Source organism: Kribbella koreensis (assembly GCF_039525325.1).
GTDB classification, from domain to species: domain Bacteria; phylum Actinomycetota; class Actinomycetes; order Propionibacteriales; family Kribbellaceae; genus Kribbella; species Kribbella koreensis.
On the sequence record NZ_BAAAHK010000022.1, the window covers coordinates 248,623 to 262,986 of the forward strand.

Annotated in this window: 18 protein-coding genes; 10 read left to right on the forward strand and 8 right to left on the reverse strand. The window is 67.5% G+C overall.

Features of this window, described 5'->3' with window-relative positions; genetic code table 11:
• Nucleotide 1: 1 nt before the first annotated feature.
• Nucleotides 2-571 carry a GNAT family N-acetyltransferase gene (locus ABD116_RS39110; RefSeq protein ID WP_343982971.1) on the reverse strand — a complete coding sequence of 190 codons (570 nt, stop codon included), beginning with the start codon at nt 569-571 and terminating at the stop codon, nt 2-4.
• A gap of 217 nt (nt 572-788) precedes the next feature.
• Here ABD116_RS39110 and ABD116_RS39115 point away from each other — a divergent pair, with 217 nt between their 5' ends.
• Complete coding sequence (locus ABD116_RS39115) at nt 789-1,469, forward strand: GOLPH3/VPS74 family protein (RefSeq protein ID WP_343982974.1); 681 nt, start codon at nt 789-791, stop codon at nt 1,467-1,469.
• Nucleotides 1,470-1,602: 133 nt separating this feature from the next.
• On the opposite strand, the gene ABD116_RS39120 is transcribed toward ABD116_RS39115, so the two are convergent.
• Together ABD116_RS39120 and deoD are read right to left on the reverse strand one after the other, a co-directional pair.
• The gene (locus ABD116_RS39120) at nt 1,603-2,163 is read right to left on the reverse strand and encodes a hypothetical protein (protein WP_343982977.1); all 561 of its coding nucleotides are present in this window, start codon (nt 2,161-2,163) and stop codon (nt 1,603-1,605) included.
• Between the two features lie 20 nt (nt 2,164-2,183).
• Complete coding sequence (gene deoD, locus ABD116_RS39125) at nt 2,184-2,897, reverse strand: purine-nucleoside phosphorylase (RefSeq protein WP_343982980.1); 714 nt, start codon at nt 2,895-2,897, stop codon at nt 2,184-2,186.
• A gap of 88 nt (nt 2,898-2,985) precedes the next feature.
• Here deoD and nudC point away from each other — a divergent pair, with 88 nt between their 5' ends.
• A complete protein-coding gene (gene nudC, locus ABD116_RS39130; RefSeq protein WP_343982983.1) occupies nt 2,986-3,864 on the forward strand; it encodes an NAD(+) diphosphatase in 879 nt (292 codons plus the stop codon).
• A 4-nt stretch (nt 3,865-3,868) separates the two neighbouring features.
• Here nudC and ABD116_RS39135 read toward each other — a convergent pair whose 3' ends face one another.
• Nucleotides 3,869-4,108, reverse strand: a complete 240-nt coding sequence (locus tag ABD116_RS39135; protein ID WP_328327721.1) for a mycoredoxin — start codon at nt 4,106-4,108, stop codon at nt 3,869-3,871.
• A 112-nt stretch (nt 4,109-4,220) separates the two neighbouring features.
• On the opposite strand from ABD116_RS39135, the gene ABD116_RS39140 reads away from it, so the two are divergent.
• From ABD116_RS39140 to ABD116_RS39155, 4 genes are all read left to right on the forward strand, one after another.
• Nucleotides 4,221-6,341, forward strand: a complete 2,121-nt coding sequence (locus tag ABD116_RS39140; protein ID WP_343982985.1) for an ATP-dependent DNA helicase UvrD2 — start codon at nt 4,221-4,223, stop codon at nt 6,339-6,341.
• Between the two features lie 397 nt (nt 6,342-6,738).
• Nucleotides 6,739-6,939, forward strand: coding sequence for a hypothetical protein (locus tag ABD116_RS39145; protein ID WP_343982988.1), 201 nt, complete (start codon nt 6,739-6,741; stop codon nt 6,937-6,939).
• Nucleotides 6,940-7,088: 149 nt separating this feature from the next.
• Nucleotides 7,089-7,376 (forward strand): WhiB family transcriptional regulator, encoded by a 288-nt coding sequence (locus ABD116_RS39150; protein ID WP_343982990.1) that lies wholly within the window; start codon nt 7,089-7,091, stop codon nt 7,374-7,376.
• Nucleotides 7,377-7,424: 48 nt separating this feature from the next.
• Nucleotides 7,425-7,643 carry a hypothetical protein gene (locus tag ABD116_RS39155; protein WP_328327714.1) on the forward strand — a complete coding sequence of 73 codons (219 nt, stop codon included), beginning with the start codon at nt 7,425-7,427 and terminating at the stop codon, nt 7,641-7,643.
• 123 nt (nt 7,644-7,766) lie between these two features.
• Here ABD116_RS39155 and ABD116_RS39160 read toward each other — a convergent pair whose 3' ends face one another.
• Complete coding sequence (locus ABD116_RS39160) at nt 7,767-8,684, reverse strand: LysR family transcriptional regulator (RefSeq protein ID WP_343982993.1); 918 nt, start codon at nt 8,682-8,684, stop codon at nt 7,767-7,769.
• A gap of 113 nt (nt 8,685-8,797) precedes the next feature.
• Between ABD116_RS39160 and ABD116_RS39165 the strand changes: the two genes are divergently transcribed.
• Complete coding sequence (locus ABD116_RS39165; RefSeq protein ID WP_343982997.1) at nt 8,798-9,541, forward strand: SDR family oxidoreductase; 744 nt, start codon at nt 8,798-8,800, stop codon at nt 9,539-9,541.
• Between the two features lie 14 nt (nt 9,542-9,555).
• Complete coding sequence (locus ABD116_RS39170) at nt 9,556-10,566, forward strand: alcohol dehydrogenase catalytic domain-containing protein (protein ID WP_343983000.1); 1,011 nt, start codon at nt 9,556-9,558, stop codon at nt 10,564-10,566.
• A 150-nt stretch (nt 10,567-10,716) separates the two neighbouring features.
• On the opposite strand, the gene ABD116_RS39175 is transcribed toward ABD116_RS39170, so the two are convergent.
• Nucleotides 10,717-11,250: an NUDIX domain-containing protein gene (locus tag ABD116_RS39175; RefSeq protein ID WP_343983003.1), complete on the reverse strand. Its 534-nt coding sequence runs from the start codon at nt 11,248-11,250 to the stop codon at nt 10,717-10,719.
• A 127-nt stretch (nt 11,251-11,377) separates the two neighbouring features.
• On the opposite strand from ABD116_RS39175, the gene ABD116_RS39180 reads away from it, so the two are divergent.
• On the forward strand, nt 11,378-11,545 hold the full coding sequence (locus tag ABD116_RS39180; RefSeq protein WP_343983005.1) for a hypothetical protein: 168 nt from the start codon (nt 11,378-11,380) through the stop codon (nt 11,543-11,545).
• Between the two features lie 6 nt (nt 11,546-11,551).
• Here ABD116_RS39180 and ABD116_RS39185 read toward each other — a convergent pair whose 3' ends face one another.
• Both ABD116_RS39185 and ABD116_RS39190 read right to left on the reverse strand, forming a co-directional pair.
• Nucleotides 11,552-12,871 carry an ABC1 kinase family protein gene (locus ABD116_RS39185; protein WP_343983007.1) on the reverse strand — a complete coding sequence of 440 codons (1,320 nt, stop codon included), beginning with the start codon at nt 12,869-12,871 and terminating at the stop codon, nt 11,552-11,554.
• 131 nt (nt 12,872-13,002) lie between these two features.
• On the reverse strand, nt 13,003-13,161 hold the full coding sequence (locus ABD116_RS39190; RefSeq protein ID WP_012922897.1) for a DUF5679 domain-containing protein: 159 nt from the start codon (nt 13,159-13,161) through the stop codon (nt 13,003-13,005).
• Between the two features lie 505 nt (nt 13,162-13,666).
• Here ABD116_RS39190 and ABD116_RS39195 point away from each other — a divergent pair.
• Nucleotides 13,667-14,203: a M48 family metallopeptidase gene (locus ABD116_RS39195; RefSeq protein WP_343983010.1), complete on the forward strand. Its 537-nt coding sequence runs from the start codon at nt 13,667-13,669 to the stop codon at nt 14,201-14,203.
• Nucleotides 14,204-14,364: the final 161 nt, after the last annotated feature.

Genomic DNA, 14,364 nt, shown 5'->3' on the forward strand with positions numbered 1-14,364 from the left:
GTCAGCCTGCCTCGTTCATCCGGGTCGCATCGGCGTACTGCTCGCGGGTGCAGAAGCTCAGCCAGGCCTGCTTGTCGGGCAGCGTCACGATGCTGTGCTTGCGGAAACCCATGCGCTGGTTGAGTTCCTGGATCTTGGTGTTGCGGACGTCGGGCTCGACCACGACGCGATCGACCAGCGGATCGCTGAACAGGTAGTCGAGGATCGTCTCGAACACCGCCCCGGTGAAGCCGGGCACGCGCCGCTCGGGCGGCGCGACCAGGACGTGCATGCCGATATCGCCCACTGCCGGTTGGTACACACCGCCGACCGGGTCGTGCTCAGGCTGGTACCGCTCCATCAGGAAGGCCGGCCGTCCATCGTGCGTGCCCAGGAACGCCTGGTGGTAGCCGGTGCGTTCGATTCGCTCGTACTCCGTACGCACGTCGTCGATGGTGGCCGTCAGCAGCCCCCAATACTGCGCATAGGGCTGGGTGACCCAGCTGTGCAGCGTCAGCACGTCTTGGTCGAGATCGAACGGCCTCAGGCTGAGCGTCCCGATCCCAGCGGCGAATCGGCGGAAGGTGGGCACGGAAGACTCCAGGTGCTACATCAGCGGGCGGTTGATTAGCTAAGGCTAACCTTACTAACTGCTTCGCCGTCCACCGAAAGTGACCCGTATCCCAGAGGGGCGATACCCCGTCGGAGAGCCCGGGTGCTGCTCAGTGGTCACCACTACTGAGGGTGGATGCCGCAGGTAGTCCGCGCGGTGGATGTCGCAATGGATAGAGGCGTCCTACGTTGGAAGCATGTTGATCGCAGAGGACCTCGCGCTGCTCTTGTACGACGACGAGAGCGGGAAACCCGTCACTGGGTCGCCCGGGCTCGACTATGCGCTCGGCGGAGCCGTGCTGATCGAGTTGACGCTGCTGGGCAAGGTGGACATCGCCGAGGCGGGTGACACGGTCAAGGCGGGGCGGTTGAAGGTACTGGACACCACGCCGACCGGGGACGCGCTACTGGACGAGCGGCTCGCGTTCCTGGCGGGCAAGCCGGGCTCCCGGCCCAAGGACCTGATGAAGAAGCTGTCGAACAAGCTGCGCCAGCAGGTGCTCACCAGGCTGGCTGAGCGGGGTGTGCTCGAGGCGGACAAGGGCAAGGTGCTGGGCCTGTTCCCGGTCACCCGCTGGCCGGCCAAGGACGCACGCCACGAGGCAGAGGTCCGCGCCGCCCTGGAGAACGTCCTGAAGCTGGGCACCCAGCCCACTGAGCGCACCGCCGCCCTGATCGCCCTCCTGAGCGCCCTCAACGTCGTCCCGAAGGTCGTCACCGACGCCGTGGACAAGAAGGCCCTCAAGAAGCGAGCCAAGGAAATCGCGGAATCCGAATGGGCCGCCACCGCCGTCCGCAAGGCAGTCCAGGAGATGCAGGCAGCAGTAACCGCCGCCATAGTCGTAGCCAGCTCAGCCGGCGCCGCAGGCAGCTCCTAACCACCCCCCGCCCCACCGCACCCCGGACCCCGGACACCGGACCCCGGCCCCCACCGGACCCCGTCACCGGGTGCACTCCGCTTTCCGTACTTCCCGTCGCCGCGTGCCCGGAGGGCGCGCGGCGACGGTGGTCTTACTCCGCTTGGCAGTTCACCTTGCAGGTGCTGTCGACGAGGGTCAGGTGGGCGCCTGGGTCTTCGGTGTCGACGGTTTCGGTGGACCAGTCGACCTGCCAGTCGCCGACCTTCGTCGCGCGCTCGACCGTGCCCAGCGCGCCGAACCAGTCCGTGATCGGCGTCCGCGGGTTGATGTGCGCGGTCTCCAGCACCTTCGGCAGCTGCTTGCCGATCTCCGCCCGGACGTCGGCGATCTTCGCGCCGTTCGCGTGCAGCGACACGACCGGCGGCCGCTTGTGGCTCCCGGTCAGCACCCAGACCGACACCGTGCCGGAAGTACAGATCGCGTACGTCCCGTCAGCCCCGCACTTGTACCCACCCTTGGCCAGCCCCGCGACCACCTGAGCAGCGGTGAGGTCCGGCAGTACCGGGTCGTCCGACTTGGCACTGGTCTCAGACGCCGGCTGCTGGCCCGTCTCCGAGCCTGCGGTCGTGTCCGAGGACGTAGGAGCGTCGGAGGACTTCTTGTCATCTGATCCGGAGCAGGCCGTAGTACCGATGAGCAGTGCAGCACTCACCAGTGCGACGGCGACCCGCTTCAGACCGGCACCTCGATCGCAGCATCGAGGGCGATCGTGATCATCTCGGAGAAGGTCGTCTGCCGCTCCTCGGCCGACGTCTCCTCCTTGGTGATCAGGTGGTCCGACACCGTCATGATGCCGAGCGCCCGGCGACCGAACTTGGCGGCCAGCGTGTAGAGCGCCGCCGCCTCCATCTCGATCCCCAGTACGCCGTACTCGGCCGTGCGCGACACCAGGTCGGGCCGGTCGTTGTAGAACAGGTCGCCGGAGAACACCTGGCCGACATGCACGTTCAGCCCGGCCGCCTCGGCCGCGTCCACCGCCGCGCGCAGCAGCTTGTAGTCGGCAGTCGGCGCGTAGTCGATGCCGTGGAAGCGCAGCCGGTTCATCTGCGAGTCGGTGCTCGCGGACATCGCCACGATCACGTCCCGGACCCGGACGGCCTCGGTCAGCGCGCCACAGGTGCCGACCCGGATCAGGGTCTGTACGTCGTACTCGGCGAACAGCTCGTTCGCGTAGATCGAGGCCGACGCCTGACCCATGCCGGAGCCCTGCACGGAGATGCGCTCACCCTTGTAGGTGCCGGTGAACCCGAACATGTTCCGGATCTCGGTGTAGCAGGTGACGTCGGACAGGTAGGTCTCGGCGATCCACTTGGCTCTCAGTGGATCCCCGGGGAACAGCACACGCGGTGCGATCTGTCCCTTCTCGGCAGCGATGTGAATACTCATGCCGGGATGCTCTCATGATCGCCGGGCGAGATACGTTGAAGCCGTGGCCTATTCGATCGTTCCCGGTTCCCTATCACTGTCGCGTTCCGTGCTGGACCGAGCTGCCGACCGACGGCGCGACCAGGAGTGGCTGGAGAAAGCATGGGCCGCCGAGGACACCCAGGTGGCTCTGGTAGCCGGTGACAAGCTGGCAGTAGTCGAGGACCGTACGGCGCTCCGCCTGGTACCGCCCGCTGCCGCCCCCGACGGCATCCGCATCTTCCTGGGCATCGACCGCGTCGCCGGAGCCGGTATGACGGCCGACGGGCGCGCCGTGTTCGCAGTACTGGTTACTGGAGAGCCCGACGACTCGTACGCCGGCCTGCGCGAGGTAGGCGGAGTACTGGACGACCGGGAGGCCGGGATCGCGGTCAACGTGGTCGGGCTGGCCAACTGGCACGCAGTACACACCCACTGCGCCAACTGCGGAGCCCATACCGAGGTAGTCGACGCAGGTCACGTCCGGCACTGCCCGAACTGCGGCCTCAGCCACTTCCCGCGCAGCGACCCGGCGATCATCGTCCTCGTCACCGACGACCAGGACCGCGCCCTGCTCGGCCGTAACGAGGCCTGGCCGGAGGGCCGCTACTCCACCCTCGCCGGCTTCGTAGAACCCGGCGAATCCCTGGAGGCGGCCGTCCGCCGAGAGGTCTTCGAAGAAACCGGCGTAGTAATAGGCGAAGACATCGACTACGCAGGCAGCCAGCCCTGGCCGCTCCCGTCCAGCCTCATGCTCGGCTTCTACGCCAAGGCCACCGGCTACGCCATCAACGTCGACCAGGACGAGATCGCCGAAGCCAAATGGTTCAGCCGCGACGACCTCCGAGCCCTCGTCGAGAACGGCTCGATGGCCCTCCCCGGCAACATCTCCATCTCCCGCCGCCTGATAGAAGGCTGGTACGGCAAAGAACTAACCGGCAGCTGGTAGCTACCTACGCGACGAGCTTGTCGGCGATCTGGGCGATGGAGGGGTTGGTCATCGCGGTGCCGTCGGGGAAGACGATGGTGGGGACGGTCTGGTTGCCGTGGTTGACCTTCTCGACGATCTTGGCGGCGTCCGGGACCTGCTCGATGTCGACCTCGGTGAACTCGATGCCCGCCCGCTTCAGCTGGCCCTTCAGGCGGTGGCAGTAACCGCACCAGGGGGTCGAGTACATCGTGAATGCCGCCATCGTGGCTTGCTCCGTCTCTGCGTGGGGGCGGGTAGGACGAAACTGTCCGGGCACCCGCATAAGGTGGCTCTACCTTGTAGCCAAACCCCGTCGGTCGGAGTGCTGTTCCCGCATGTCTCAGTCCGTGAGCAACATCACGCAGGCCGTCGCCGGCCGGTCCGCCGACGAGCTGCTCGCTGCCCTCGACCCCGAGCAGCGTGAGGTCGCGACCGCCCTGCACGGCCCGGTCGTCGTGATGGCCGGCGCGGGCACCGGCAAGACCCGCGCGATCACCCACCGGATCGCGTACGGCGTCAGCATCGGCGCCTACGACCCGGCCCGCGTCCTCGCCGTCACCTTCACCCAACGCGCCGCCGGCGAGATGCGCGGCCGGCTCGCTCAGCTCGGCGCCAACGGCGTGCAGGCCCGGACCTTCCACTCGGCCGCCCTCAGACAAGCCAGGTACTTCTGGCCGAAGGTCTTCGGCGGCGAGCTGCCCCCGATCATCGACCGTAAGTTCCCGCTGCTGACCGAGGCGGCCTCCCGTTGCCGCGTCCGCGTCGACACCCCGGCCCTGCGTGACCTGGCCGGCGAGGTCGAGTGGGCCAAGGTCAGCAACGTCCGCCCCGACGACTACGCCAAGCTCGCCCCGCAATCGGCCCGCGCCCTCGCGGCCTTCGACCCGGCCACGATCGCGCGCGTCTTCGCGGCGTACGAGGATGTGAAGCTCGAGCGGGGCCGCATCGACCTCGAGGATGTGCTGCTCTGCGCCGTCGCCCTCCTCGCCGAAGACGAGCGCGTGGCAGCCGAGATCCGCCGGCAGTACCGCACGTTCGTAGTGGATGAGTACCAGGACGTCAGCCCGCTGCAGCAGAGTCTGCTCGACCTGTGGCTCGGCGGCCGCGAGGATGTCTGTGTAGTCGGCGACCCGGCCCAGACCATCTACTCCTGGGCAGGCGCCGACCCGGCCAACCTGGTCCACTTCGCCCAGCGCCACCCGACCGCCCAGGTGATCAAGCTCGTCCGCGACTACCGCTCGACCCCGCAGATCGTCGACGTCGCCAACAAGGTCCTCGACGCCGCCGGCCCGTCCGGACTCCCCGGCCGCGTCACCCTCCGCTCCCAACGCGACCCCGGCCCCGCGCCGACCTACCGGGAGTACTCCGACGAGGTCGCCGAGGCCGACGCGGTCGCCCGAGCGGTCAGCCGCCTCCAAGACTCCGGTACCGCGCTGCGCGACATCGCGATCCTGTTCCGTACCAACGCGCAGTCGGAGAACTTCGAGCAGGCCCTCGCCGAGCGCAAGCTCCCGGCGATGCTCAAGGGCGCCGAGCGGTTCTTCGAGCGCGCCGAGATCCGGCAGGCCGCCGTACTGCTCCGTGGCCAGGCCAAGGCCGGCGACGCCGGGGGAGACCTGGTGGAGACCGTCCGCGCCATCCTCGGCGGCGCAGGCTGGAAGCCCGAGCCCCCGTCGGGAGCCGGAGCCGTCCGGGACCGCTGGGAGTCGCTGGCCGCCCTCGTCACGATGGCCTCCGACTTCAAGGCCGCCCATCCCGAGGCGGGCATCGTCGAGCTGGTCGCGGAGCTCGACCGCCGCGCGTCGATCCAGCATGCACCGCTGGCCGAGGGCGTCACGCTGGCCACGCTGCACGCGGCGAAGGGCCTCGAGTGGGGCTGTGTCTTCATCGTCGGCGCCCATGAGGGCACGCTGCCGATCACGTACGCCCAGACGCCGGCCCAGGTCGAGGAGGAGCGGCGGCTGTTCTATGTCGGGGTGACCCGGGCGAAGGACCAGCTCGCGATCAGCTGGTCGACCTCCCGCTCACCCGGCGGCCGCGCCAGCCGCGGCCCGACCCGCTTCCTGGACCCGATCGGAGTCCGTACTCCGCGCTCTGGCGAGCGAGAGCCCTCACCCCGAGCCCGCGCTCAGCGCACCGAGCGCTCGGACCTGCCGATCCCGAAGTGCCGGGTCTGCGGCCGCGGGCTGACCGAGCCGGCCGCCCGCAAGCTCGGCCGCTGCGAGGACTGCCCGTCGACGATGGATCAGGCCCTGTACGACGCCCTGTTCGAGTGGCGGGCCGACAAGGCGGCCGAGGAGTCGGTGCCCGCCTTCGTCATCTTCACCGACGCCACCTTGACCGCGATCGCCGAGGCCAGGCCGATGGACGAGCGTGAACTGCTCCGGATCACCGGCATCGGCCGTACCAAGGTGATGAAGTACGGCGAGTCCGTGCTCAACATCTGCACCCGTTGACTCCTCCAGCCTTCAACTACTTGCCCTTTGAGGCAGCACGCCCTGCAACAAGTGGAAAAGCCGTTGCAGGCTTGGCCGAACCCGGGTGACACTCGGAGAGCAGGTTTTCTGCTGCTGGCAGACGACGGGTCGGGATGTGGCATCTAGTGGCCACAGGCAACGATCTCGGAGGGTGCCGGGAGCGCGCCGGAGCGTGCCGGACCGGTGGATGGGCAGCAAGTTTCCGCCTGGCAGGCGGCAACTTCCGGCCAACTTCGAAAACCAGGATTAAATAGTTTGCGGCCTCCGGTGGGGTCGGCGTACTGTTCTTTCTGCGGTCGATGGCTGGCCGAAAACTTCAAACCATAGCGATGAGCTTGCCGCTCACTTCGCCACAACGAGAGGAGGTGCCTTGGAAATGGTCAACATCACGATGAAGCCGAACGGCGTCAGCGTCGCGCTGCCGTGCGCCCAGATCCAGGGTGCCGCCCTGTCGTCGCGTCTGCACGTCGAGACCGTTGTGGTGCTCGCCAATGTCTTCACCCCGATCAAGGGCGGAGCTGTGGGCGATGCGAAGTACGGCGGTCAGGGTTCTCGAGCATGGAGTCCACCGGTCTGACGACAAGTCAGCCGGCACCTCCAAGGCCGCGGAACCCTAACCAGGGTCCCGCGGCCCTTTTGTTTGTCCCAAGAGTTTGGCGGCACCAACCGGTGGCCGTCGAAGACAGCAAGAGAACACAGCAAGACAGTCACTAGGAGGTGACCGGAATGAGCGTTAGCTTCCTCGATGCCTTCACCGAGGTTGCGACGTCGCAGGACCTGCCCTGTCGGTCCTACGCGCCAGAACTCTTCTTCGCCGAATCGCCGGCGGACGTCGAGTACGCAAAGTCTCTGTGCAACACCTGCCCACTCGTGGCCGAGTGCCTGGCCGGAGCGCTCGAGCGCGCCGAGCCGTGGGGAGTGTGGGGCGGACAGCTGTTCGTCCAGGGTGCTGTGGTCGCTCGCAAGCGGCCCCGCGGCCGTCCTCGCAAGTGCGACACCGTCACCGCAGCCTGATCAGTCCCTGACAGACGACTCCATCCACCCGAATCGAGACAACCAGTCATGAAGACCCAGACTTCACCCAGGAGAGTTGAAATGCATTTACTTCAAGAAGATCTCGCTCGTGCTCATTGTCGTTCCATCCTGATCGACGCCGAGCAGAACCGGCGCTTCCGTCTGGCGACCCAGCTCGCCAAGGCTCAGAAGCAGGCCGAGCGGGCCACCCGTCGCGCGGAGAGGGCCAGTGCAAAGGCACGCCTCACCCTCGCCCGGATGGTCTGATCCACCCCCGGTCGCCGGCGCGCTAGGAGCCAATCTCCAGCACAGCGCGCCGGCCCCGAACTGAAACACCGAAGCTGACACCCCGAGAGGCGGCATCTAGCGGATGCCGCCTCTCGGCGCGTTCTAGCCCAGTTGCTCCGAGGAGCACGGGACAGTGGCACGTCGAGTCTCCTGCAGAAGCAGATTCAGGTACGGATGCGTGCTGTGCCGCGGCCAGACGAGGGCCAGTTCGTTCGGCTCCGCATCCACCAGCGGCAGCCAGACCAGTCGCGGATGCGCGAAGTACGTGACGGTCGAGGCGGGCGCGATCCAGCACCCGTGTCCGGCCGCGACCAGGTGCAGGCACTCTTCCGGCGTACGGGCCTGTGGTCCGAACAACGCCCGGCTGCCGTCCGGCCGCGGATCGATGAACCAGAAGTCGACGACCGCCGCCGGCATCCCGTCCCGGGGGCCGACCACGGGCACGTCGGCCAGATCATCGATCCTCAGGGAGTCCCGGCCGGACAGCGGATGCCCCGGCGGCAGTGCGACCCAGCGCTTCTCGGCGAGCAGCGGATGGACTGTGAACCGTGGGTCGTCGCCGATCGGCAGCCAGAGGAAAGCAGCGTCGGCGCGCCCTTCGAGCAACGCGTCCAGCTCGTCCGGCAGCGTGTGCACGGCGAGCGGCCGGACCTCCAGATCAGGCATCTGGGCCCGGATCGCCGCCTCGACGCCGGGCATGAAGTGCGCCGTACTCTGCGCCTTGAACGCGATCCGAAGCGGCTGCGGCCGCTCGGCGCCGACCTCGCGCGCCTCGGCCATCATCGCCTGCGCCGACGTCAGCAGCGTCTCGCCCTGCTTGAGCACGATCTGGCCGGCCGCGGTCAGCTCGATCCCGGTCGACAACCGCTCGACCAGCGCGGTCCCGACGACCCGCTCGAGCTGACGGATCTGGCTGCTGACCGCCTGCTGGGTCAGGTTGAGTTGGCGGGCGGCTCGCGTCATGCTGCCCTCTTCGGCAACGGCCGCCAGCGCCTGCAGCAGGCGCAAGCTCAGGTCCACGCGTTCCATCGTGCCACAACGATGCGTTGTGCCCTCCCCAACAAGTCTCTGTTTCCCTTCGCCCTACCTCCAGGCGGACGATCGAAGCAGTCACTTGATGGGAGAAGGAAAGCATGACGCTGAAGGGAAAAACGGCGCTCGTCACCGGCTCGTCGAAGGGTCTCGGACGGGCGATCCTGCTGAAGCTGGCCTCGCAGGGCGCGAACGTCGTCGTCAACTACTCCCGCGACGAGGCCGCCGCCAAGGAAGTGCAGACGGCCGCCGAGGCACTCGGGGTCAAGGCGATCACGGTCGCCGCCGACGTGTCCCAGCTCGACGGGATCACCAAGGTCTACGACGCGGCGGTCGAGGCGTTCGGCCAGATCGACATCGTGGTCGCCAACGCCGGGATGGAGAAGGTGAACATCCCCGTCACCGACGTCACCGAGGAGGACTTCGACCTGCTCTTCCGGGTCAACACGAAGGGCCCGTACTTCGTACTCCGCGAAGCGGCCCGGCGGATCGCGGACAACGGCCGGATCATCACCATCTCCTCGAACACCACCACCGTCCCGCAGGTCGGTGTCGGCCTGTACGGCACCAGCAAGGTGGCGACCGGCTACCTGGCCCGGGTGCTCGCGCTCGAACTCGGCCCGCGCGGCATCACCGTGAACACCATCGTGCCCGGCCCGATCGACGGCGCGGGCATCTTCACCGACCCGGCCAACGACGAGTACAAGAAGAGCCTGATCGCGATGGTCCCGATCGGCCGGCTGGGCACGACCGACGACGTAGCAGGCGTGGCGGCCTTCCTGGCCGGGCCCGACGCAGGACTGATCACCGGCCAGCAACTGGTCGCCGACGGCGGAATGCACTGAGGGAGAAACGACAGATGACAGCGACAATGCGTGCGGCCCAGGTCCAGCAGGCCGGTGGTCCTTTCCTGATGACCGATCTGCCCATCCCCGAGCCCGCGGCCGGCCAGATCCGGGTGAAGGTCTACGCCTGCGGGATTTGCGGCGGCGACGCGATTCCCCGCAACGCGCTCTTCGGGACGGTACTTCCGCGGGTTCCGGGCCATGAGATCGCCGGTGTGGTCGACGCGGTCGGCGACGGCGTGACGGTCTTTCAGATCGGCCAGCGGGTTGGGGTCGGCTGGTCGGGTGGTGTCGACTTCACCTGTGAGTTCTGCCGTCGCGGTGACTTCACCAACTGCGTCCAGCACACGATCGTCGGTACGTCCTACGACGGCGGCTATGCGGAGTACATGGTGGCTCCGCAGGATGCGGTCGCCCGGATTCCCGAGGGGCTGACCTTCGAGGAGGCGGCGCCGTTGATGTGTGGCGGGATCACTGCTTTCAATGCGCTCCGGCACGCGCATGCTGGGCCGGGGGACACGGTGGCGGTACAGGGTGTCGGTGGGGTCGGGCATCTGGCGATTCAGTTCGCGAACAAGATGGGCTTCCGGACCGTCGCGATCAACCGCGGGCGGGACAAGGAGAAGCTGGCGCGTGAGCTCGGCGCGGACGAGTACATCGACAGCAACGAAGGTGCCGGTGCGGCGCTGAAGGCACTCGGCGGCGCGGCGGCCGTGCTGGCGACGGTGTCTCGCGCGGAACTGCAGTCTGACCTGGTCAAGGGCCTGCGCCCGAACGGCCAGCTGATCGTGCTCGAGGGCGGCGACCCCATCCAGGTCACCGGCCACGACCTTGCCGACTCCAGACTGTCGGTCTCCGGCTGGTATAGCGGCGTCGCCCAGGACAGCGAAGAAACCCTCAACTTCGCCGTCCTGAAGGGAATCCGCCCCATCATCGAGACCTACCCCCTGGAACAGGCCGAGGAGGCCTGGCAACACCAGCCCAAGGCCAACCTCCGCATCGTCCTCAAGACTCAGCCCGAGTAACCCGGACCGCCACCACACATCAACCCGGCGATCGGCTGGGTCGAGAAGCTCGAGCCACGCTTGAACGGGCAAGTCGGTGAGCGCTTGGTGTGTGGTGGCGATCCGGGCCCGCCGGAGCAATGGCGCGGTGGCCGTCCACCCTTCAGACGGTCACCGAGTTCGGCCCTGCAGGAGCGCTTGCTGCAGACCCACCAGAGTGATTCCGCTGACGATCTCCCGCCGGGCAATCATCCCCGGCACATCGCTCAGCGGAATCCACTCAATCCGATCCGACTCATTCAGCTCGGTCGGCTCACCGACCCACACCGCCGCGGTGGCCAGAAACACATGATGCTCGGAGTCCATGATCCCGGCCGCCGGCTCGGAATACACCAACTCCTCCAGCTCCCCGACCCGCCACCCCGTCTCCTCCTCAACCTCCCGAGCCGCCGCCTCCGCCGCCGTCTCACCCACCTCGATCAACCCCATCGGCAACTCCCAACCCCACCGATCAGTCAAAAACCGATGCCGCCACATCAACAGCACTTTGTCGTCCGCGTCGACAACAACCGCCGCCGCAACATGCCTCAACCGCACCGCGTGGTAGTCGAACCGCTTCCCATCAGGCTGCTCGACATCAAGCCGCCGCACACTCAGCCAAGGATTCCCCCAAGCCTCGCTCTCCCCATGAATCAGCCATCGCATGCCCGAGAGCCTAAGCGCGCCGAGCGCGGGCACGGTCTCCAGCCGAGGTTGCAGCTAAGCCAACCGCTTCTTCAACAGCCGAGCGGTCTTCTTTAGGTCGGCGCCAGGGGTGGAGCAGAATGGTTTTATGCCTAACGCCACTTGTTCCCTGTGCGGTACTCAGGCCGAGAGCGAGGACGCGCCGATCACCTGGGCGACCTCGGTCGAGAACGGACGCAAGCTTCTGTACTGCGACCGCTGCGCCCGCGAGAACGTGCGCAGTATCGAAGGAAAGCTCGACAGCGCCTGGTGGTGAAGCGGGTCAGTCGGTGAAGCCGGGGAGGAACTCTTCGAGGACTGCGCGGAAGGGCGCCTCGGTGTCGAGTTGGGAGAGGACGGCGATGCCGCCGATCCAGACTCGGTGGATCAACAGGTAGGACGGGGGCAGGTTGATCTTGAGGGCCATCGACGCGTTCGGGGAGCGGAAGTCGCTCGTCCGGTTCGCCTGCGCCCGCATCCAGGCGCGGTTGAAGTGGAAGTACTCCTCGCGAGCCGGCTCCGCGAACGGCGCCAGGTAGTCCATCAACTGCGTCGGATCGATGTCCATCCGCGGCTTGATGAAGCCCTCGGACCGCAAGCCTTCCAGTACGGCGTTGCCGTCGCCCTCCAGCGAGATGCGCAGCAGCCGCCCGATCGCCGGCGGCAGTCCATCCGGGAGCCGGGCGCAGAGGCCGAAGTCGACGACGCCCAGCCGGCCGTCGGGCATCACGCGGAAGTTGCCGGGGTGTGGGTCGGAGTGCAGGAGCCCAGCGAGTCGCGGGCCGCTGAACATGAACCGGACGTACTTCAGCCCGATCTCGTCCCGCTCTTCCTTCGTACCCTCGGTGATCACCTTCGAGAGCGGCTTGCCCTCGATCCATTCGGACACGATGACCGTGGGGGAGTGCTTGATGACGCGGGGCACGACGAACTCGTCGTGGTCCTTGAAGGCATCCGCATACTGCTGCTGCGCCTGCGCTTCGCGGTCGTAGTCGAGCTCCTCGCCGATCCGCTCCTGCAGCTCAGCGACGAGCGGCTTCATGTCGACGCCAGGCACGAGCGCGCCGAAGGTACGGGCGAAGCGGCCGAGCTGCTTGAGGTCAGCCCGCAATGCCTCGGCGGCACCCGGGTACTGGAGTTTGATCGCGACCTCACGGCCGTCCTTCAGAATGCCGCGATGCACCTGGCCGATCGACGCGGCTGCCGCGGGCAGGTCGTCGAACTCCTGGAACCGGTCCCGCCACCGCTTGCCCAGCTCGCGGGACAGGATCGTGTGCACGGTCGAGGCCGGCATCGGTGGCGCCGAGTCCTGCAGCTTGGTCAGCGTTGCCCGGTACGGTGCCGCGAACTCCTCCGGCATCGCCGACTCCATCAGGCTCAGCATCTGCCCGAACTTCATCGCGCCGCCCTTGAGCTCACCCAGGACGGAGAACAGTTGGTCGGCCGTACGGCGCTGGAACTCGGCCATCACCGTCTCGGCCGGCGCACCGCCGATCCGCTTGCCCAGTCCGACGGTCGCGCGCCCGGCGGCGCCGAGTGGCAGGCTGGCCAGCTTGGCGGTGCGGCTGAGTGCTTTGCGGGGGAGGTCGGACACGCTCCCCATTCTGTCCCGTCACCCAAGCGGAACCCCAGCGGGGGCACCGCGAGTCGGATCACAGGACGTGAAGGTTGGTAGACGACGGAGGGGCGGAGGTGGACCCGAAGGTCGCACCGCCGCCCCCACGACTTGGTGCGTCAGGCCTTGCCGAGGATCCGGTTCAGGTTCGTACCGCACTCGGGGCACTTGGCCTTGGCCATGCGCGTGCCCTTGTCGTTGACCTTGACCTCGCCGTCGGCGGTGCGCTTGGCCTTGCACTTGACGCAGTAGAACTCGCCGCTCCAGGTCTCTGCCATGAGGGCCCTCTCCTTGCTTGATACCAGCCGAGGCTTTGCCCGGCCGTCGTGGATGCTTTCGGCAGACCGTCCTGCCGTAGGCCGTTCGGCCCAATCGGGATTCACCCTACGGCAGGCTGAGAGTGGCTCAAGTCCATCTCCCGCTCCGCGTGCCGCTTGGAAATCGCTTTCCGTGGTCTTCGGCGACGCAGAGCAGGCTCCCGGTTGTCCGCCTTCGGAACCACTCGGCTTCCCCTCCGAATGGCCCCGGAGGCGGTCCGGGAGCCTGCTGGACCTGACGCTAGGAGTTGCCGGCCGCGCTGACAAGTCCACGTTGTCCACCCCTGTGGATAAACCTGTGTGCAAGCTGTGGGGCGCGCCGGTCGACACTGTGGACGAGCGGGGGAACAGGATGTGAACAACCAGCGTCCACCGATCCGCTAACTGGCGTCTGACCTGCGGAAACGTCAATTCACAGGATGTGGACAGAAGAAAGTTGGGGGATTCAGGCGGTACGGTCTGAGTCATGGCCGACTCTCCACCGCGCCCGATCCCGCCGTATGTGGACATCCGCCGCAGCAAGCGGCGCAAGCGGACCGTCAGCGCCTACCGGGACGGTGAGCGGGTGATCGTGCTGATGCCCGATCGGCTGTCCGCCGCCGAGGAGGCGCGCTGGGTCGAAACCATGCTCCAGCGGCTCGAGAAGCAGCGCAGCAGATCCCGCGTGTCGGACGAAAAATTGTTGGCCAGAGCACACGATCTCGCGTGTCGCCACCTCCCAGAAGTGCCCGAACCTGCGTCTGTGAGGTGGGTTTCGAACCAGAATCGACGGTGGGGATCCTGCACTCCGGCCGACCGTTCGATCCGGTTGTCGACTCGTTTGCAGTCGATGCCGGCCTGGGTGGTGGACTACGTCCTGGTCCACGAGCTCGCTCACCTGGTGGAGCCGTCCCACAACGCAGCGTTCTGGGAACTGGTCCACCGCTACCCCAAAGCCGAGCGCGCCGAAGGCTACCTGGAGGGCATCTCCGCCGCCTCCACCCTCGACCTCGAAGACTTCTAACCCCCGTACGCCGGTACGCCGCGCCTCCCACCACCCGCACACCCCTCCGCCCGGGCCTCCGCCCCCGGGCTGCTGCCCGGGCGCCAGCACTCAGCCGCCCGCCGGTCTCCCCCCAGCCCCCGGCCCGCCCCGGCCCAGCCAGCCCCGCCCCAGCCCCCGGT